15 protein-coding genes are annotated in these 18,420 nt (G+C 69.6%); 14 read left to right on the top strand and 1 reads right to left on the bottom strand.

The annotated features are described in order from the left end of the window. Nucleotides 1-2 precede the first annotated feature (2 nt). From AAD027_RS16915 to AAD027_RS16865, 11 genes are all read left to right on the top strand, one after another. Nucleotides 3-524, top strand: a complete 522-nt coding sequence (locus AAD027_RS16915) for a pilus assembly protein PilP (RefSeq protein ID WP_341727207.1) — start codon at nucleotides 3-5, stop codon at nucleotides 522-524. Between the two features lie 14 nt (nucleotides 525-538). Continuing rightward, nucleotides 539-2,473, top strand: a complete 1,935-nt coding sequence (locus AAD027_RS16910; RefSeq protein WP_341727206.1) for a type IV pilus secretin PilQ — start codon at nucleotides 539-541, stop codon at nucleotides 2,471-2,473. A 164-nt stretch (nucleotides 2,474-2,637) separates the two neighbouring features. After that, on the top strand, nucleotides 2,638-3,663 hold the full coding sequence (locus AAD027_RS16905) for an AAA family ATPase (RefSeq protein ID WP_341727205.1): 1,026 nt from the start codon (nucleotides 2,638-2,640) through the stop codon (nucleotides 3,661-3,663). Between the two features lie 37 nt (nucleotides 3,664-3,700). Further along, a complete protein-coding gene (locus AAD027_RS16900) occupies nucleotides 3,701-4,597 on the top strand; it encodes a DUF58 domain-containing protein (RefSeq protein WP_341727204.1) in 897 nt (298 codons plus the stop codon). Further along, complete coding sequence (locus AAD027_RS16895; protein WP_341727203.1) at nucleotides 4,597-5,049, top strand: DUF4381 domain-containing protein; 453 nt, start codon at nucleotides 4,597-4,599, stop codon at nucleotides 5,047-5,049. The genes AAD027_RS16900 and AAD027_RS16895 overlap by 1 nt, the downstream gene beginning before the upstream one ends. Continuing rightward, a complete protein-coding gene (locus AAD027_RS16890) occupies nucleotides 5,046-6,071 on the top strand; it encodes a vWA domain-containing protein (protein WP_341727202.1) in 1,026 nt (341 codons plus the stop codon). The genes AAD027_RS16895 and AAD027_RS16890 overlap by 4 nt, the downstream gene beginning before the upstream one ends. After that, nucleotides 6,050-7,834 carry a VWA domain-containing protein gene (locus AAD027_RS16885; RefSeq protein WP_341727271.1) on the top strand — a complete coding sequence of 595 codons (1,785 nt, stop codon included), beginning with the start codon at nucleotides 6,050-6,052 and terminating at the stop codon, nucleotides 7,832-7,834. Before AAD027_RS16890 ends, AAD027_RS16885 begins: the two co-directional genes overlap by 22 nt. Continuing rightward, nucleotides 7,831-9,510 carry a BatD family protein gene (locus tag AAD027_RS16880; RefSeq protein WP_341727201.1) on the top strand — a complete coding sequence of 560 codons (1,680 nt, stop codon included), beginning with the start codon at nucleotides 7,831-7,833 and terminating at the stop codon, nucleotides 9,508-9,510. Before AAD027_RS16885 ends, AAD027_RS16880 begins: the two co-directional genes overlap by 4 nt. 167 nt (nucleotides 9,511-9,677) lie before the next feature. Continuing rightward, the gene (locus AAD027_RS16875; protein WP_341727200.1) at nucleotides 9,678-11,000 is read left to right on the top strand and encodes a dicarboxylate/amino acid:cation symporter; all 1,323 of its coding nucleotides are present in this window, start codon (nucleotides 9,678-9,680) and stop codon (nucleotides 10,998-11,000) included. Nucleotides 11,001-11,102: 102 nt separating this feature from the next. After that, nucleotides 11,103-13,118 carry a transketolase gene (gene tkt, locus AAD027_RS16870; RefSeq protein WP_341727199.1) on the top strand — a complete coding sequence of 672 codons (2,016 nt, stop codon included), beginning with the start codon at nucleotides 11,103-11,105 and terminating at the stop codon, nucleotides 13,116-13,118. Nucleotides 13,119-13,240: 122 nt separating this feature from the next. Beyond that, nucleotides 13,241-13,714, top strand: a complete 474-nt coding sequence (locus AAD027_RS16865; RefSeq protein WP_341727198.1) for an REP-associated tyrosine transposase — start codon at nucleotides 13,241-13,243, stop codon at nucleotides 13,712-13,714. An 89-nt stretch (nucleotides 13,715-13,803) separates the two neighbouring features. On the opposite strand, the gene AAD027_RS16860 is transcribed toward AAD027_RS16865, so the two are convergent. Beyond that, on the bottom strand, nucleotides 13,804-15,744 hold the full coding sequence (locus tag AAD027_RS16860; RefSeq protein WP_341727197.1) for an acetyl-CoA hydrolase/transferase C-terminal domain-containing protein: 1,941 nt from the start codon (nucleotides 15,742-15,744) through the stop codon (nucleotides 13,804-13,806). Between the two features lie 109 nt (nucleotides 15,745-15,853). Between AAD027_RS16860 and AAD027_RS16855 the strand changes: the two genes are divergently transcribed. The 3 genes from AAD027_RS16855 to AAD027_RS16845 are packed head-to-tail and all read left to right on the top strand — an operon-like array spanning nucleotide 15,854 to nucleotide 18,418. Continuing rightward, nucleotides 15,854-16,222 carry a BlaI/MecI/CopY family transcriptional regulator gene (locus tag AAD027_RS16855; protein WP_341727196.1) on the top strand — a complete coding sequence of 123 codons (369 nt, stop codon included), beginning with the start codon at nucleotides 15,854-15,856 and terminating at the stop codon, nucleotides 16,220-16,222. Then, nucleotides 16,212-17,897: a TonB family protein gene (locus AAD027_RS16850; RefSeq protein ID WP_341727195.1), complete on the top strand. Its 1,686-nt coding sequence runs from the start codon at nucleotides 16,212-16,214 to the stop codon at nucleotides 17,895-17,897. The genes AAD027_RS16855 and AAD027_RS16850 overlap by 11 nt, the downstream gene beginning before the upstream one ends. Then, nucleotides 17,894-18,418: an energy transducer TonB gene (locus tag AAD027_RS16845; protein WP_341727194.1), complete on the top strand. Its 525-nt coding sequence runs from the start codon at nucleotides 17,894-17,896 to the stop codon at nucleotides 18,416-18,418. The genes AAD027_RS16850 and AAD027_RS16845 overlap by 4 nt, the downstream gene beginning before the upstream one ends. Nucleotides 18,419-18,420 lie beyond the last annotated feature (2 nt).

Raw genomic sequence — 18,420 nt, 5'->3', positions numbered from 1 at the left:
TGATGCAATCCCGTTGGGTCGTCGCCGGTTCGCTGGTCCTGCTGCTCGGCGCGTGCGCCCGCGGCGTGACCAGCACCCCGGGCGATGCGCCGAACCTGCAGAAATGGGTCGCCGACGTGCGTGCCCGGCCGGCGCCGCCGCTGGAGCCGTTGCCGGTGATGCAGCAGTTCGAGACGTTCGAATACGCCGCCCAGTCGCTGCGCGATCCGTTCAGCGACCTCTGGAACAACACCGACGGCCCGGGCCTGCGCCCGGATCCGAACCGGCGCAAGGAAACGCTTGAGCAATACCCGCTGGACAGCCTGGACATGGTCGGTACGCTTGGCGGCGGTCCGGGGCTGGTGGCGCTGGTGATGGGGCCCGACAAGGTCACCTACCGGGTACGTCCGGGGAACTACCTGGGGCAGAGCGATGGCCGTGTCACCACGGTCCGTGAAGATGGCATAGAACTTGTCGAACTGGTGCCGGATGGCGCGGGCGGTTGGCTGGAACGGCCGGCTGCCATCGCGCTTGAAGATCAATGATTAGGGGATACACGATGACCGCTTCTAACGCCCACCGCCTGCGGCCTGCCCGGCACCTGGCAATGCTCCGGGTCTGCTATCTGGGACTGGCCATCGGCCTGTTGGCTGCCGCCAGTGCCGCCAGCGCCGGGTCGCCGGCGGCGCAGACCGCTTCCCCCGCCACCGCGTCGCCAGCCGCTCCGGCGCCCGCACGCGCGGTATCGGTGTCCAACATCGACTTCCGGCGCGGCGAGGATGGCGCCGGCCGGCTGACCGTCAAGTTCGATGGCCAGGGCGCGGCGCCCGACCTGCGCAACCAGGGCGACAGCGTGGTGGTGGATGTCGGCAACGCCGTCATCCCGGCTTCGCTGCAACGCCCGCTCAACGTGGTCGATTTCGCCACGCCGGTCCAGCGCGTCGAAGCCCAGTCCAAGGGCGGCGGCACCCAGCTGGTGCTGAGCACCCGCGGCGACTTCGAATCGCTGGCCTACCAGTCCGGCAACGAGTACGTCGTCGAGATCGTCCCGCGCGCCGGCCAGAAGGCGGTCGGCAGCTCGAACGCGACCGCCGGCACCAGTTCCAGCGCCATCGCGAACGCCGCCGCCAAGGTGGCCAGCGAGGCCCGCCGCTACGGTGGCCGCCCGGTGACCTTCAACTTCCAGGACGTGCCGGTACGCACCGTCCTGCAGCTGATCGCCGAAGAGTCCAACCTCAACATCGTCGCCTCCGACACCGTGCAGGGCAATGTCACCCTGCGCCTGGTCAACGTGCCGTGGGACCAGGCGCTGGACATCGTGCTGCGCGCCAAGGGCCTGGACAAGCGCCGCGACGGCAACGTCGTCTGGGTCGCCCCGCAGCCCGAACTGGCCAAGTTCGAGCAGGACAAGGAAGACGCGCGCATCGCGATCGAGAACCGCGAGGACCTGACCACCGATTACATCCAGATCAACTACCACAACGCCAGCGCGATCTTCAAGGCGCTGACGGAAGCCAAGGGCATCGGCAATAGCAGTGGTGGCGGCGGCAGCGGCAATACGGATAACGAAAACGGCTTCCTGTCGCCGCGCGGTCGCGTGGTGGCCGACGAGCGCACCAATACCCTGATGATCAGCGACATCCCGAAGAAGGTCGCGCAGATGCGCGAACTGATCGCGGTGATCGACCGCCCGGTGGACCAGGTGCTGATCGAGGGCCGCATCGTCATCGCGACCGACAGTTTCGCGCGTGACCTGGGTGCGCGCTTCGGTGTCCAAGGACGCAGGATTGGGGACCGTAACCAGACGATCGGTGGTTCGCTTGAGGGCAATACCAGCATCATCGAAGACGGCGAGATCCAGATTCCCGGTGGCCTGAACGTCAATCTCCCGGCGGGCGGCTTCACCAGTGGCGCGACGCCTGCTGGCGCCATCGCCTACACCTTGCTGGGGCGGAATTTCTCTCTGGATCTGGAGCTGTCCGCCCTGCAGGAAGAGGGCCGTGGCGAGGTGATTTCCAACCCGCGCATCGTCACCACCAACCAGCGCGAGGCGGTGATCCAGCAGGGTCGGGAAGTCGGCTATCTGACCGTTACCGGCAGCGGCACCGGCATCGCCACGCCGACGGTCCAGTTCAAAGAAGCGTTGCTGGAATTGAAGGTCACGCCGACCATCACCGACGACAACCGCGTGTTCCTGAATCTGAACGTCAAGAAGGACGAGGTGATCCGGTTCATCGACCTGGGCGATTTCGGCTCCGTGCCCGAGCTGGCACGTCGCGAGATCAGCACCGCCGTGCTGATCGAGGACGGCCAGACCGTCGTCATCGGTGGCGTGTACGAATTCACCGACCGCAGCAGCATCAGCAAGGTCCCGTTCCTGGGCGACATCCCCTTCCTGGGCAACCTGTTCAAGAAGAAGGGCCGCAGCAAGGAGAAGGCCGAGCTGCTGATCTTCGTCACGCCGAAGGTGCTGCGCGTGGCCGAACGCCGCTGAAGCGCGCTGCGCAAGAGACTGTTCCGCACGGGGGCCGCAAGGCCCCCGTGCCGTTTCCGGGCCGGCTTCACCCTGAACCCCGCATGCGCCTGTCCACCGCCGGATGAACCATCCGTGCGCGGCTGGGTCAAAATCGCTCCAGGCTCCGCCCACCAACAGGCCCCATGGACAGCTCACACGATCCGTCTCCCGCTTCGCCCACCGTCGCCGATCCGGAAAACGCACGCCTGCACCAGGCGTTCATCGCACTCCGTGAGGGACTGGCTCAGACCATCGTGGGACAGGCAGCGCTGGTCGAGCGCCTGCTGATCGCGCTGCTGGCCGACGGCCATCTGCTTGTCGAGGGCGCGCCGGGGCTGGCCAAGACTACCGCCATCCGCGCGCTGGCCTCGCGCCTGCAGGCCGATTTCGCGCGCGTGCAGTTCACCCCGGACCTGCTGCCGGCCGATTTGACGGGTACGGAAGTGTGGCGTCCGCAGGAAGGGCGCTTCGAGTTCCAGGCCGGGCCGATCTTCCACCCGTTGCTGTTGGCCGACGAGATCAACCGCGCGCCGGCCAAGGTGCAGTCGGCGCTGCTGGAGGCGATGGGCGAGCGCCAGGTCACGGTGGGTCGCCACACCTATCCGTTGCCGGCGCTGTTCCTGGTGATGGCCACCCAGAATCCGATCGAGCAGGAGGGCACTTTCCCGTTGCCGGAAGCGCAGCTGGACCGCTTCCTGATGCATGTGAAGATCGGCTATCCCGAAGCGGCGGCCGAAGCCGAGATCCTGCGGCTGGCGCGCGCACGCGCACGCGAGCACATGCGGTCCGTGCCATCGCCGGTGGAGCGGATGCCGCTGGAGGACGTCTTCGCCGCGCGCGCCGCGGTGCTGGGACTGCACATGGCGCCGCAGCTGGAACGCTACCTGATCGAACTGGTGCTGGCCTCGCGCGATGCCGCGCGCTACGACCCCTCGCTGGCGAAGCGCATCGCCTGGGGCGCCAGTCCGCGCGGTTCCATCGCGCTGGAGCGCTGCGCGCGCGCGCGCGCCTGGCTGGCCGGGCGCGACTACGTGACGCCCGACGACATCCGCGTGATCGCGCCGGACGTGCTGCGCCATCGCGTGCTGCCCAGCTACGAGGCCACGGCCGAAGGCTGGGACGGCGACCGCCTGGTGGCCGCATTGCTGGACGTGGTGCCGCTGCCGTAAGGCAACGGCCGGACTGCGCCGCAGGAGTGACGGACGGGTGAGCGAAGGCATCGTCCCCACGTTGGCCGAACTGGTCGCGTTGCGCGGCAGCGCGCAGCGCCGCGGACCCGCGCGGCAGGGGCGCCATCACGTGGCCGGGCCGGCGCAATCGCAGTTGCGCGGGCGCGGCATGGAATACGCCGAGTCGCGCGAATACGTCGCCGGCGACGACGTGCGCCACATCGACTGGCGGTTGACCGCGCGCAGCGGGCGCACGCACACCAAACTGTTCCAGGCCGAACGCGAGCGGCTGACCTTGATCGTCGCCGATACCGCGCCGGCGCTGTACTTCGGCACCCGCGTGCGCTTCAAGTCGGTGCAGGCGGCGCGCGCCGGCGCCATCGCCGCATGGTCCTCGCTGCGCGATGGCGACCGCATCGCGGCCTTGCGCGGCAGCGTGGCGGAAGCGCCGGTGCCGCCGGCTTCCGGTCCCAGGGGGGCCTTGCGCGTGCTGGATGCGCTGGTGCGCTGGTACACCGCGCCGCCGCTGGACGACACGGGCCTGGCCTCCGCGCTGGACAACGCCGCGCGCCTGCTGCGCCCGGGCTCGCGCCTGCTGGTGCTGGCGGACCCTCGCAGCATCGCCGACGTACCGGATGTGCGCTGGCCGGCGCTGGCGGCGCACCACGAGGTGGTCGTGCTGCTGCTGACCGATCCGCTGGAAACCGATCCCCCGGCGGACACGCTGCCGTTCGCGCTCGGCGCGCGGCGGCTGGACCTGGACCTGGCCAGCCCCGCCCAGCGACAGGCTTGGCGCGATGAGTTCCGCCAGCCGCTGGACGATGCGCTCGATCGCCTGCCGCGTCGCGGCGTGCGGGTCTGGTCGCTGTCCAGCGATGCGGCCAGCGACGCCTGGTTGCCGCTGCTGGGCCGTGCCCAGCCGCAGGTGGCGTGATGGCGCTGGCCACGCTCGTGTTGCGCGATGTGCATGTCCCCGCCGCGCCGCCGCTGTGGCCGCCGGCGCCGGGTTGGTGGCTGGTGGCGGGCGTGGTCCTGTTGGCATGCGCCGTGTGGGCGGCATGGGCGTGGCGCCGCAAACGAAGGCTGCGGACCTGGCAGCGCTGGTTCGATGCCGCGCAGGCCGGACCGGGATCGGCGCAGCAGGTCGCGGCGATGTCGGAACTGCTGCGGCGTGCGGCGCGGCGGGTCGAACCGCAGGCGGATCGATTGCAGGGCGAGGCGTGGCTGCGGTTCCTCGACGGGAACAAGGGCACGGCGTTCTCGCAGGGTCCGGGCCGCCTGCTGCTGGAGGGTGGCTACCGCCGCGACGTGGATGCTGGCGAACTGCAGGCGGCGGCCGAGGTGGCGCGCGCGCGATTTCTCGAACTGATGGCGGGGCGGCGATGAGCCTGTCGTTGCCCACGTTGCAGTTCCTGTACGACGGCTATGCCGGTTTCGCATGGCCCTGGCTGTGGCTGGCGTTCCCGCTGCCGTGGCTGGTGCGCTGGCTGTTGCCGGCGCGGCGCGGCCAGGGCGATGCGTTGAAGGTGCCTTACCGGCAACAGTTGGAAAGCATCGCCCGGCTGGGCGGACGCGCCGCGCCGCGCCGCACGGCGGCACTGGCCTGGCTGGCGTGGTTCCTGCTGTGCGCCGCCGTCGCGCGTCCGCAGCAGTTCGGCGAAGCGGTCGTGCCGCCCGGCAGCGGGCGCGACCTGATGCTGGCGGTGGACCTGTCCGGCAGCATGACCGAAGCCGACATGGAACTGGGCGGCGCGGTGGTGGACCGGCTGACGGCGGCCAAGGCGGTGCTGGCGGATTTCCTGGACCGCCGCGAGGGCGACCGCGTGGGCCTGCTCGTGTTCGGCCAGCGCGCCTACGCGATGACGCCGCTGACGCGCGACCTGCAGACGGTGCGCGAGCAGTTGCGCGATGCGGTGGCGGGACTGGCCGGCCGCGAAACCGCCATCGGCGATGCCATCGCGCTGGCGGTACGCCGCCTGCGCACGCAGGAGGAAGGCCAGCGCGTGCTCATCCTGCTGACCGACGGCGTCAATTCCGCCGGCGTGCTGACGCCGCAGAAGGCGGCGGAACTGGCGAAGGAAGAGCACGTGCGCATCCACACCATCGCCTTCGGCAGCGATGGCCGCATGGTGAGCGTGTTCGGCATTCCGCTCCCGCTTCCCTCGAGCGCGCCCGAGGGCATCGATGAAGCCACCCTGCGCGACGTGGCCATGCAGACCGGCGGGCGATTCTTCCGTGCGCGCGATACGCGCGAACTGGCGGGCATCTATGCCGAACTGGACCGCCTGGAACCCGTGCGGCAGCCGGGCGAAGCGGTGCGCCCGCGGATCGAGCGTTACTACTGGCCGCTGGCGGGCGCGCTGTTCGTCGCCCTGTTGGCGCTGGCCTGGCCGCGGAGGCGCGCGTGAGCGGCTGGCTGGACACACTGCATTTCCTGCGCCCGCATTGGCTGTGGGCGTTGCTGGCGCTGCCGTTGCTGGTCGTTTTCTGGCGGATCCGCAGGCGGCGCGCCAGCGCCTGGCGCGGCCGGGTCGATGCGCACTTGCTGCCGCACCTGCTGGCTCCTGGTGCCACCGCCGCGCGCGGCGGCCTGATCGTCGCGATCCTGGCCTACGTGCTCGCGGTGCTGGCGCTGGCGGGCCCCAGCTGGCGCATGGGCGAGCAGCCGCTCTGGCAGTCGCGCGCGTCGCTGGTCGTGGTGCTGGATCTGTCCAGCCGCATCACCGCGTCGGACATCCCGCCGTCGCGGCTGTTGCAGGTGCGCGCCAAGCTGGCGCGACTGCTCGATGCGCGCAGCGGCGGACAGGTGGCGCTGGTGGTCTATGCGGACGACGCCTTCACCGTGACCCCGCTCACCGAGGATGCCGCCAACATCCGCCTGTACCTGGACGATCTGTCGCCGGACATCATGCCGGTGGACGGCCAACGCCCCGCGCGCGGCATCGCTTGGGCGACGCGGTTGCTGAAACAGGCCGATGCCAGGCAGGGCGAGATCCTGCTGATCAGCGACCGCGCCGACAGCGAGGCGCGCGATGCCGCGGCGGCGGCGAAGTCGCAAGGCTATACCGTGTCCGCGCTGGGCGTGGGAAGCGCCGCCGGCGCGGCGTATCGCGGCAGCGACGGCACGATCGGGCGCGCGGCACTCGACAGCGGATCGCTGCAACGCCTGGCATCGGCGGGCGGTGGCCGCTACCAGGCGCTCACGGCCGGCGACGCGGATCTGTCCAGTCTCGGCGTGCTGTTGCCGGAACAGGCTGCGCAGGCCGAAGCGGGCATGGGTTCCGGAAAAGCATGGCGCGACGAAGGCTATTGGCTGTTGCTGCCCTTGATGCTGCTGTCGCTGCTGGCTTTCCGTCGCGGCGGCATCCTGCTGGTGGCGGGCTGCCTGCTGCTGCCGATGGCATCGCCCGCCCACGCGGCCGGCCAGGACTGGTGGCAACGCGCCGACCAACAGCAACACGCGCGACTCGAACAGGGTGCGCAGGCCTACCGCGGCGGCGATTTCGCCGCGGCCGAACAGGCGTTCGCCGGCATCGACACCGCCGAGGGCTGGTACAACCTGGGCAATGCGCTGGCGAAGCAGGGCCGGTACGACGACGCCATCCGCGCCTACGACTCCGCGCTGCAACGCCAACCCGGCATGGAGGACGCGGTCGCCAATCGCGCGGCCGTGGACGCCGTCCGCAAGCGTCCGCCATCGGACGGGGGGCAGGGACAGGGCAACGAATCGAAAGGCCAGGGCGACCAGGGACGGCAAGGCGAGTCGCAGAACAAGTCGCAGGACAAGCCGGACGACCGATCGCATCCGCCACAGGATCCATCGTCGCAGGATGCGTCCGGCAAGAATGAAGAAGACGCCACGGCACAACGTCCGCCGCCGTCTTCGCCATCCGGCACATCCCCCGCACCGCAGTCGCCGCCCGACGCGGCGGCGCAGGCCGCCGCCGATGCCGCGCAACGCGAGCGCATGCAGCAGGCGATCGCGCAGCAGGCCGGCGAAGGCAAGGCGGACCAGCCCGGGCAGCAGGCGGTGGCGGCGGAAACGCCCGAGCAGCGCGAGCGCCGGCAGGCCGTCGACGCCTGGCTGCGTCGCGTGCCGGATGAACCCGGATCGTTGTTGAAGGCGAAATTCCGGCTGGAGCACGAACGCCGGCAGAGGGAAGGACAATGAAGCGTGTCATCGCACTGTGGCTGCTCACGCTGCTGGCGTTCGCCGACACGGCGAGTGCCGCCGCGCGCGCCTGGCTGGAACAGCCTGAGGTGGCGCTGGGCCAGGCCATCACGTTGAACATCGAGACCGATGCGGTATCCGCCACGCCGGACCTGACGCCGCTGCTGCGCGACTTCGAACTGGAAGGCCAGTCCGACAGCCGCAGCGTGCGCCTGGTCAATGGACGGATGACCTCCAGCACCACCTTCGCCATCGCGCTGCGGCCGCGCCGCGCCGGCACGCTGGCGATTCCGGCGTTGCAGGTGGGGGCGCAGCGCACGTCGCCGTTGACGGTGGACGTCGCCGCCACGGCCACGGCGGATGCCGCGGCCAATGGCCTGGCCTTCGTCGAAATGGAGATCGACGACGCCAGCCCATACGTGCAGCAGTCCGTCGGCGTCACCGTGCGGCTGTACTACGCCATGCCGCTGGTGTCCGGCCAGCTCGACCTGGATCCGCCCGAGGACGCGCTGCTCCAGCGCGTGGGCGAGATCGTGCAGTCCAGCCGCGAGATCGACGGCCGTCGCTACAGCACCGCCGAGCGCCGCTTCCTGCTGGTGCCCGAACGCAGCGGCGCACTGACGCTGCCCGGCCCGCGTTTCGAGGGCCGCGGTGCGGGCGGCTGGATGGACGACCTGCTGGGCGGCAACAGCCGCGAAGTGCGCATCAACGGTTCGCCGCGCACGCTGCAGGTGCGCCCGCAGCCGGCCAACGCGCCGCAACCGTGGCTGCCGCTGCGCGACCTGCGCCTGCGCTACGCCGGCGCGCCCCAGCAGTTGCGCGCGGGCGAAGCGGCCACCTTCACCGTCGAGGCCACCGCGGTGGGCGCCACCCAGGCGCAGTTGCCGGAACTGCCCACGCCGTCGATCCCCGGCGCGCAGGTGTTCGCCGAACCGCCGCAGTACAACGAGACCTTCGCCGGCGGCACGCCGCAGGTGAAGCTGACACGGCGCTACGCCGTCGTGCCGGAACAGGCGGGGCGGCTGGTGGTGCCGGGACTGGCGATGGACTGGTGGGACGTGCGTGCCGGGGCGGCGAAGACCGCTTCATTGCCCGACCTGACGCTGGCGGTGGCGGCGGGTACAGGGGCCGGTGTCTCCGCACCGCCGCTGGCGAACCCGGCCAACGTGGGCGCGGCGACCGGCACGGGCGGCGATGTCATCGCATTCGACAGCGAGGACCGCAACCTGCCCGCGCACCTGTGGCCGTGGGTGGCGGCGGGCTTTGCCGTGTTGTGGCTGGCCACGCTGGTGTGGGGTTTGTTGGCGCGCGGGTCAGGCGTCCGTGCGAAGCCACGCGCTCCACCGCCGGGGGCGCCATCGACATCCGTTCCGTCGCGGGCCACGCATTCGGCCGCCGACCTGAAGCGTGCGCTGGATGCGGGCGGACTGGAGGATATCGAAGACACGCTGTGCGGCATGGCGCGCCCGCCCGCGCGGGACCTGGACGAACTGCTCGCGCGGTTGGCTTCGGCCCCCCAGCGCGGTGCGGTGGAGGAACTCCGGCGCGCGCGCTGGGCCGGCGGCGATATCGCGCTGGCACGGCAGACCTTGCGCGAGGCCTTCCGTGGCGGGCCCGTATGGCAACCCGAGCGCGCCCCGCCAGAAGAACCGCTGCCGCCGCTGTATCCGAACTAGTCACACTACCCGTCGTGGGAGCGACGTGAGTCGCGACCGGAAACTCATCGTCGCGACTCGCGTCGCTCCCACACGGCATGCGGCGGAAGTCTGCCTGGATGCCGCCGCACAATGGGTCGGCGGACGGGTTTGCTAAGCTGCGGTCTTCACTTCCGCAGGACTATCCCATGACCGAAGCCAAGACCGCCGGCAAATCCAAGCTTCCGCTGCACTGGAAGATGGCCATCGGTTTCGGCATCGGCCTGTTGGTCGGGTTGGTCGTGCACGCCACCGGCAATGCCGAGGCGGGCTGGGTGCAGGACCTGACCCGCTACGTCACCACGCCGTTCAGCAAGGTCTTCCTCAACCTGATCTTCATGCTGATCGTGCCGCTGTTGTTCTCCGCGCTGGTGGTGGGCATCGCCGAGATGGGCGACATCCGCGCGCTGGGCCGGATCGGCTGGAAGACGCTGGCCTACACCGTGCTGCTGTCGGCGGTGGCGGTGCTGCTGGGCCTGGTGCTGGTCAACGTGCTGAAGCCGGGCGCCGGCGTGGACCCGGCGCTGGCGCAGCAATTGCTGGTCGAGAACGCCGAGCGCGCCCGGCAGATCGTCGCCAGCGTGGACACCCAGCCCAAGGGGCTGGACATGCTGCTGTCGATCGTGCCGGACAACGTGCTCAGCGCGGCTTCCGACAACGGCTCGATCCTGGCGCTGATGTTCTTCGCGGTGATGTTCGGCGTGGGCATGGTGCTGACCCCGTCGGAAGCGACCGCGACGCTCAAGCGCGGCATCGAGGGCGTGTTCGAGATCTCGATGACGCTGATCGGGCTGGTGATCCGCCTGGCGCCGTACGCGGTGGCCTGCTTCATGTTCAACCTGGCCGCGATCTTCGGCTTCGACCTGCTGATCCGGCTGGGCGCCTACGTCGGCGTGGTGGTGCTGGCGCTGGGCCTGCACCTGTTCGTCAGCTATTCCGTGGCGCTGAAGCTGGCCGGCGCCTCGCCGCTGCAGTTCTTCCGCGGCAGCCAGGAGGCCATGGTGATGGCGTTCTCCACCGCTTCCAGCAACGCCACCCTGCCCACCGCGCTGCGGGTGGCCGACGAGAAGCTGGGCCTGCCCAAGCAGGTCTCGCGCTTCGTGCTGACCGTGGGCGCCACCGCCAACCAGAACGGCACCGCGCTGTTCGAGGGGGTGACGGTGATCTTCCTGGCGCAGTTCTTCGGCGTGGACCTCACCCTGGGCCAGCAGTTCATGGTCATGCTGGTCTGCATCCTGGGCGGCATCGGCACCGCCGGCGTGCCGTCCGGCTCGCTGCCGGTGGTGGCGCTGATCTGCGCCATGGTGGGCGTCAATCCGGTCGGCATCGGCCTGATCCTGGGCGTCAACCACTTCCTGGACATGTGCCGCACCACCCTCAACGTCACCGGCGACCTGACCCTGGCCACGCTGGTGGCGCGGGGCGAAAAGGGCGATGTCCGTCTGCCGGGCCAGGCCGGGGACGCGGGCTAGCACCGCCGCTGAACGCCCGCAACCGCGACAGCGGCGGCGGGGGGTGGGACAATACGCGGGCCCGCGGTCCGCCGGGCGCCGCCCCCATTGCCTGCCGATACCATGACGACGCCTGCCCCTGACAAGCCTGGCCGCCGCCAGCTCGCCAACGCCATCCGTTTCCTCGCCGCCGACGCGGTGGAAGCCGCCAAGTCCGGCCACCCGGGCATGCCCATGGGCATGGCCGACATCGCCGAAGTGCTGTGGAACGACTACCTGAGCCACAGCCCGAAGAACCCGCACTGGTTCAACCGCGACCGCTTCGTCCTGTCCAACGGCCACGGCTCGATGCTGCAGTACGCGCTGCTGCACCTGAGCGGCTACGACCTTCCGCTGGAAGAGCTGAAGCACTTCCGCCAGTTGCACAGCAAGACCGCAGGCCACCCGGAGCGCCACGAAACCCCGGGCGTGGAGACCACCACCGGCCCGCTGGGCCAGGGCTTCGCCAACGCCGTGGGCTTCGCGCTGGCCGAGAAGCTGCTGGCGCAGCGCTTCAACCGTCCCGAATACGCCATCGTCGACCACCGCACCTGGGTGTTCATGGGCGACGGCTGCCTGATGGAAGGCGTGTCGCACGAAGCCGCCTCGCTGGCCGGCACTTGGGGCCTGGGCAAGCTGGTGGCCTTCTGGGACGACAACAAGATCTCCATCGACGGCAACACCGACGGCTGGTTCACCGACGACACGCCCGCGCGCTTCGAAGCCTACGGCTGGCAGGTGGTGCGCAACGTCAACGGCCACGACCCGGTCGAGATCAAGACCGCCATCGAGACCGCGCTGAAGTCCGACGACAAGCCCACGCTGATCTGCTGCCGCACGACGATCGGCTTCGGCGCGCCCAACAAGGCCGGCAAGGAATCCAGCCACGGCGCGCCGCTGGGCAAGGACGAACTGGAAGCCACCCGCGCGGCGCTGGAATGGCCGTACGGTCCGTTCGAGATTCCGGAAGAGATCTATGCCGGCTGGCGCGCCGGCAACACCGGCCTGGTCCGCGAGGAGCAGTGGAACCGGTTGTTCGACCAGTACGCCGCGCAGTATCCCGACCAGGCCGCCGAACTGAGCCGCCGCTCGCACGGCGAACTGCCGGAAGATTTCATCGCCGCCGCCGATGCCTACATCGCCAGGTTGCAGGCCGAAGGCCCGGTGATCGCCTCGCGCAAGGCCTCGCAGATGGCGATCGAAACCTTCGCGCCGCTGCTGCCGGAACTGATCGGCGGTTCGGCCGACCTGGCGCACTCCAACCTCACGCTGTGGAAGGCCAGCAAGTCGGTCGCCAGCGACGACCCCAACGCCAACTACGTCTACTACGGCGTGCGCGAATTCGGCATGACCGCGATCGCCAACGGCCTGGCGCTGCATGGCGGCTTCGTGCCCTTCGACGCCACCTTCCTGGTGTTCAGCGACTACGCGCGCAATGCGGTGCGCATGAGCGCATTGATTCCCGCGCACAGCATCCATGTCTACACCCACGACTCCATCGGCCTGGGCGAGGACGGTCCCACCCACCAGCCCATCGAGCACCTGGCCTCGCTGCGCTACATTCCCAACAACGACGTGTGGCGTCCCTGCGACGCGGTCGAATCGGCGGTGGCGTGGAAGCAGGCCATCGTGCGCAAGGACGGGCCGAGCTGCCTGGTGTTCTCGCGGCAGAACCTGCCGCACCAGCCGCGCAGCGACGCGCAGGTGGCCGACATCGCGCGCGGCGGCTACGTGCTGGCCGACGCGGACGGCACGCCGGACGTGATCCTGATCGCGACGGGCTCGGAAGTCGGCCTGGCCACGCAGGCCAAGGCCACGCTGGACGCCGATGGCATCAAGACGCGCGTGGTGTCGATGCCGTCCACCGACGTGTTCGACCGCCAGGACGCCGCCTACCGCGAGTCCGTGCTGCCCAACGCCGTGCGCAAGCGCGTGGCCGTGGAAGCCGCCATCACCGACTTCTGGCTGAAGTACGTGGGTCTGGACGGCGCGGTGATCGGCATGCACGGCTTCGGCGCCTCCGCCCCGGCCGAAGCGCTGTACAAGCACTTCGGCATCACCGTCGAGAAGGTGGTCGAGGCGGCGAAGTCGCTGAACTGATCGGAGCCGCTGTAGGAGGGGCTTCAGCCCCGACCGGATGTTGAGACAAGATCGGAATTCTCCGAGGTTGTAGAAAGCGGAACGCCGATACGAACCGAAGCCATGGCGCGCGAAAGTGCGTCATGGCTTCTTCGCTTCCAAAGCCCGGTCACCGCGCATTGCGTAAAGGGCGTGGGTCCGAATCTGGGCGCATCTACCTGGTGACGACCACGACACATCGGCGCATCCCGTATTTCGCCAAGTGGGAACTGGCCAGCAGGATGTCTGCGGTGATGGATCGTGACGATACCTGGTTACCGCATGCGCAATTGCTGTGTTGGATTCTTATGCCCGACCATTGGCATGGCTTGGTGCAGTTGTCGGATGCGACTTCTCTGTCGAAGGTTATTGGTTTGGCCAAGGGTCGCTCCGCTCGTGCGGTTGGCCGCGTCGCCCGGCCAAGCGGGCAGATATGGGCGGCAGGCTTCCATGATCGCGCAATGCGCTGCGATGACGACGTGCTGACTGCGGCCCGCTATATCGTCACCAACCCTGTCCGCGCAGGATTGGTGACCAGCATCAGGTATTACCCCTACTGGAATTCCATCTGGCTCTGATCGGCTAGTGGACAGATGGCGGTCGGGGCTGAAGCCCCTCCTACAGTGGGGGCTTTTGTAGGAGGGGCTTCAGCCCCGACGCTTTTGGCCTACCGCGTCGCGCGCAAACCAAGCGCCAGCAGCTTCGCCTCGATGCGTTCGCCGATGCCGGCGGGCGATTCCAGGCCCATCCGCGCCATCGCCTCCGCATCGTCCGTGGAGGTGGGAAGCGCGCGCAGCACCGTGCTTACCTTTGCCCATGGCGTGGTGGTGTTCGCCTTCAGCCAGCCCAATGCCTTGACGATGCGCTGTTCCACCTCGGTGAAGTCGCTGCCCAGCGGGTAGTCGGGCAGGGTGCCGTCGCGGCGGAACGCGCGCAGCCGCGCGGACAGGTGCACGGGCGTGTTGTCGGTCCAGTGGCCGGGCGGGTGGAAGCCGGCGCGCAGCTTGCCCGCGCGTTGCGCCTGTTCGACCAGGCCGGACTGGAAGCGCGCGTCGGCGATGCCGGCCATCGCGACGATGCAGTCCTCGTCGTTGCGGCCGCGCAGGTCGGCGATGCCGTATTCGTCGACGTAGACATCCCGCAGGTGGCGCGGGATGGTGGTGTGGCCGTAGTTCCAGCGCACGTTGGATGCCGTCTTCCCGCCGTCCTCGCGCACCGCGCGGAACATCAGCACGCTGCGCGCGTCGTCCAGCGCGTGCGACATCGCCACGAAGTTGTACTGCCCGCCCACGCCGGAGACCACGCGCCCATCCTCCAGTCCGTCCGATACCGCCGCGCCCAGCGCGGTGGCCATCATGCAGGAGTTGAAGAAGCGCGCCTCGCGGCGTTGCAGGCGCTCCAGCGGTTCGTGGTCGCCGTACAGCTGGTTGATTTCGCTGATGCGGCGCATGCCGATGGCGCGGCGCTGATCGTCCGGCAGCTCGCGCAACCATTGGTAGAACGCGGGGGAACCGAGATAGAACGCGCCGTGCAGGTATTCGCCATCGCGTTCCAGGCGGGCCTGGTCGCCCAGGTTGGCGGTGCCGTCGGCGATGCGCCGCATCAGCAGTTCGTCGTCCACCACCTTGCGGCGGATCACGCCGGTTTCGACCAGCCGCTTGAAGCCTTCGTTGATCATCTCGCTGCAGCCGTACAGGCCGGTGGCGAAGGGGTCCAGTCCGCCGCTGGCGATCACCGCGGGGTGGCGTTCCAGTTCCGGGTCCAGCGCCGCCAGCACGCGCCGGTACGTCGCGTTGTCGGCATGCCGCAGCACCAGCGCATGGCACAGCGCGTCGGCCAGCGCGCCGATGCCGATCTGCAGCGTGCCGCCGTCGCGCACCAGTGCGCTGGCGTACAGGCCGATGGCGTATTCGGCGTCGGACAGCGGCTGGCGCGGCAGGCCGAACAGCGCGGGGTAGGGCCCCGGCGGCGCGACCACCAGGTCGAAGTAATCCTCTTCCACGGCCGCAGTGCCGCCGATCCACGGCAGCAGCGGGTCCACTTCGGCGACCAGCAGCGGCCGTGGCAGCCCGCGCGCCACGATGGCGTCCACCGTGTCCTGGGTCAGGTCGTTGTTGCAGGACAGCGACAGCCGCGTGCCGCCGGGTTCGCGCGCCACTTTCTGCACGATCACGTTGAGCGCGCGGTCGGCCAGCGCCCGCGCCACGTGGGTGTAGTTGAGGCTGGCGTAGCCGCGCTGCGCCGTGCTCGAACGCAGCAGCCCGCCGGACTGCATGTAGAACTCCTCCACCTCGATGTTGGCCGGCAGCGCGTCGCGCTTCATCGCCTGCACGTAGGCCAGGCGCGGGAAGTCCTCGCCGAAGTGGCGGGCGGCGAACGGCTCCACGAAGCGCGCTTCCAGTCCCTTGCCGCCGCCCGGCGGATCCAGCGACAGCGCGGTGTACAGCGACCACGGGCGCGCCGGCTCACGGGCGATGCGTTCGTACAGCGCGTTCAACAGCCGGTGCGGCTTGCCGATGCCCAGCGGGGCGCCCATGCGCAGCGGGCCATCGATGCGGGAGAGGATCAGGTCGACGGCGTCGTCGAGGCGGGTCGGGTGGAGAGTCATCGCGACAGCTTAGGGGAAGACGCATTAGCGGCCGACGAACGGCAGCGGGCAGCGCTTGACATCGGTTCTATTTACGTGCGTAATCAATAAAAATTACAGGTGTAAACATATGTCGATCAGCGAAGCCGAAGCCGTGGTGATGGAGGTGCTGTGGCGGTGCCATCCCTCCAGCGCCGAAGACGTGGTGGCCGCTCTGGCGGGGAAGGCCGAATGGGCCGAGCCCACGGTCAAGACGCTGCTCAACCGCCTGCTCAACAAGGGTGCGATCCGGGCGGAGAAGGAAGGCCGCCGTTACCTGTACTCGCCCGTGCTGAGCCGCGAGGCGTGGGTGGGCCAGCAGAGCTCGGGCCTGGTCGAACGGCTGTTCGGCGGACGGGTGGCGCCGCTGGTGGCGCACTTCAGCGAACACGGCAAGCTGTCGGCCGACGACATCGCCGAACTCAAGCGGCTGATCGCGGAGCTCGACGATGAGCCATGACATCCTCGCGGCACTGGTCGAAACGACGCTCGCCGCCTCGGCGGCGCTGCTGCTGGTGTTGATGCTGCGACGCCCGGTGCGCCACTGGCTGGGCGCCAGCGCCGCGTATGCCCTGTGGCTGTGCGTACCGGTGGCGGTGGTGGCCGTGCTGTTGCCGGCGCGCCAGGGCGAGATGCAGTGGGTCATCGCGATGCCGGGCGTATCGCTTGCGCCGGTCCAGGCCGGCGCCGCGATCTCTCCATCGGACGGAAGCCTGGGTGCGTTGCTGCTGGCGGCCTGGCTTGCCGGCGTGCTGGTCGCGGCCGCGCGGTTCTGGTGGCAGCAACGCCGCTTCAAGCGCGGGCTGGGCGTGCTGGCCGATCGCGGCGACGGATTGTTCGCCGCGCAGAACGGCCATGGGCTGCCCGCGGTGATCGGCGTACTGCGCCCGCGCGTCGTCGTGCCGGCCGACTTCGACCGGCGCTACAGCGCGGAAGAGCGTGCCTTGGTCCTGCGCCACGAGCGCACGCACATCGCCCGCGGCGACCTTCCCGCCAACCTGCTGGCGGTGTCGCTGCGCTGCCTGCACTGGTTCAACCCGCTGGTCCACTACGCGCTGCGCCGTTACCGCCTGGACCAGGAACTGGCCTGCGACGAATGGGTCATCGCGCGCCATCCCCATGCCCGCCGCACCTATGGCGAAGCGATGCTGAAGACGCAACTGGACGACCTGCCGCTGCCCGTCGGCTGCCACTGGCCGGCCCGACATCCCCTGAAGGAAAGGATCGCCATGCTGAAGAGACCGACGCCCTCCGTAAAGCACTGGATCGCCACCGCCGTCCTCGTCGGCGTGTCGATGGCGGCGACCGCCTATGCCGCGTGGGCGGCCCAGCCCGCGCAGGCACCGGCGCAGCGGCACGACTTCCACTACCGCGTGGCGATGGCGATGGACGTGGACGGCGAGCGCAACGACTTCGAGGTGCGCGAGTGGCCGGGCCGCACGTTCGGCATCGCGTCCACGGATGGCCGTGGCCGGGCATGGCGCGGCGAGTTCGCGATCGATTCCCTCGGTGCGGACCAGGTCAGGATCAGGGGCGACATCACGGTGGACGGCAGGCCGGTGGCGACGCCGGAACTGACCAGCGCGCTGGACAGGGAAGCGACGGTCCAGGTCGCGCCGCCGGATGGCGGCGCCATGTTCACGCTGACGATGACGGTCAGCCGGCAAGCCGGTCCCGTCCTGCCCGACGACCTGGCCCGCTCGCCGTCGCAGGCGCCCCCTCGATACCCCGCGGCGGCCGTGGCCGGCAAGCAGGGCGGACGTGTCCTGCTGAAGCTGCTGGTGGGCACGGACGGCCGGGTCAAGGACGCGGTGGTGGAGAAGTCGAGCCCGGCGGGCATCTTCGACGAAGCGTCGCTGACGGCGGCCAGGCGCTGGACCTTCGAACCCCGGATCCAGGGAGGGAAGCCGGTCGAGGGATGGGTACGGGTTCCGATCGCCTTCGAGCCCGACCCGCCCTCGGATGATTCCAACGGCGACGCCAGTACGGTTCCATCCGGTCAGCGCCATGCCTGGTCGACACTGGATACCCGCGCTGTCCCGGGCCTCACAGGCGTGGAGTGCGATGCGGTGGAAATGAAGGACGCGGATGCGGGCGTGCTTTCCTGCGGCAACCGGACGGCGGCTTCCCGGTGACGTATCGAAGCGGTTTCCTGATCCTCATCGTATTGCTGGCAGGCTGCGCCACGCGCATCAGCGCGGTGGACAAGCGCCTGATCCTGCCGGAAGGCACATCGCGCTACGGGATGGCCGCGCACCAGGCATTCGTCTATCCGGTGCCGCTGAACAATCCGACGCCGGCGTTTCCCGCCGGCTATGCGCCACGGGAACTTCCCGCCACCACGCTCTGTGTCTCCTTCGTGGTCGATGCCGAAGGCCTGCCCGCCGACGTGTCGCCGCTCGCCCAGGCGGGTTGCGCCGCGCCGGAGTCGTTCGCACCGCTGCGCGATGCGGTGCTGTCCGCGGTGGTGGGCTGGCGTTTCAAGCCCGCGATGTTCTGCGACTATCCGGACGCCGCGACGCGCGACCGCGACTGGAATGGCAACGGCTGCGCCGGCGAGCGGGTCGAGGCGCGCGTGGTGCCGGTATCGCTGGCCTATGCTTTCACGTTCGAAGTGCGCGACGGACAGCGCCGCGTGGCATCGGCGAAGCAGTGACC

The sequence above is a fragment of the Pseudoxanthomonas putridarboris genome (genome assembly GCF_038321125.1).
GTDB classification, from domain to species: Bacteria; Pseudomonadota; Gammaproteobacteria; order Xanthomonadales; family Xanthomonadaceae; genus Pseudoxanthomonas_A; species Pseudoxanthomonas_A putridarboris.
Note: the sequence above shows the minus strand (reverse complement) of the source record. Positions and strands in the feature narration are given on the sequence as shown.

Coding starts and splice junctions, on each gene's coding strand:
- AAD027_RS16865 (WP_341727198.1), top strand. CDS start 13,241: ATGGCTTCTTCGCTTCCAAAGCCCGGTCACCGCGCATTGCGTAAAGGG.
- AAD027_RS16905 (WP_341727205.1), top strand. CDS start 2,638: ATGGACAGCTCACACGATCCGTCTCCCGCTTCGCCCACCGTCGCCGAT.
- AAD027_RS16915 (WP_341727207.1), top strand. CDS start 3: ATGCAATCCCGTTGGGTCGTCGCCGGTTCGCTGGTCCTGCTGCTCGGC.
- tkt (WP_341727199.1), top strand. CDS start 11,103: ATGACGACGCCTGCCCCTGACAAGCCTGGCCGCCGCCAGCTCGCCAAC.
- AAD027_RS16875 (WP_341727200.1), top strand. CDS start 9,678: ATGACCGAAGCCAAGACCGCCGGCAAATCCAAGCTTCCGCTGCACTGG.
- AAD027_RS16910 (WP_341727206.1), top strand. CDS start 539: ATGACCGCTTCTAACGCCCACCGCCTGCGGCCTGCCCGGCACCTGGCA.
- AAD027_RS16880 (WP_341727201.1), top strand. CDS start 7,831: ATGAAGCGTGTCATCGCACTGTGGCTGCTCACGCTGCTGGCGTTCGCC.
- AAD027_RS16895 (WP_341727203.1), top strand. CDS start 4,597: ATGGCGCTGGCCACGCTCGTGTTGCGCGATGTGCATGTCCCCGCCGCG.
- AAD027_RS16890 (WP_341727202.1), top strand. CDS start 5,046: ATGAGCCTGTCGTTGCCCACGTTGCAGTTCCTGTACGACGGCTATGCC.
- AAD027_RS16860 (WP_341727197.1), bottom strand. CDS start 15,744: ATGACTCTCCACCCGACCCGCCTCGACGACGCCGTCGACCTGATCCTC.
- AAD027_RS16855 (WP_341727196.1), top strand. CDS start 15,854: ATGTCGATCAGCGAAGCCGAAGCCGTGGTGATGGAGGTGCTGTGGCGG.
- AAD027_RS16850 (WP_341727195.1), top strand. CDS start 16,212: ATGAGCCATGACATCCTCGCGGCACTGGTCGAAACGACGCTCGCCGCC.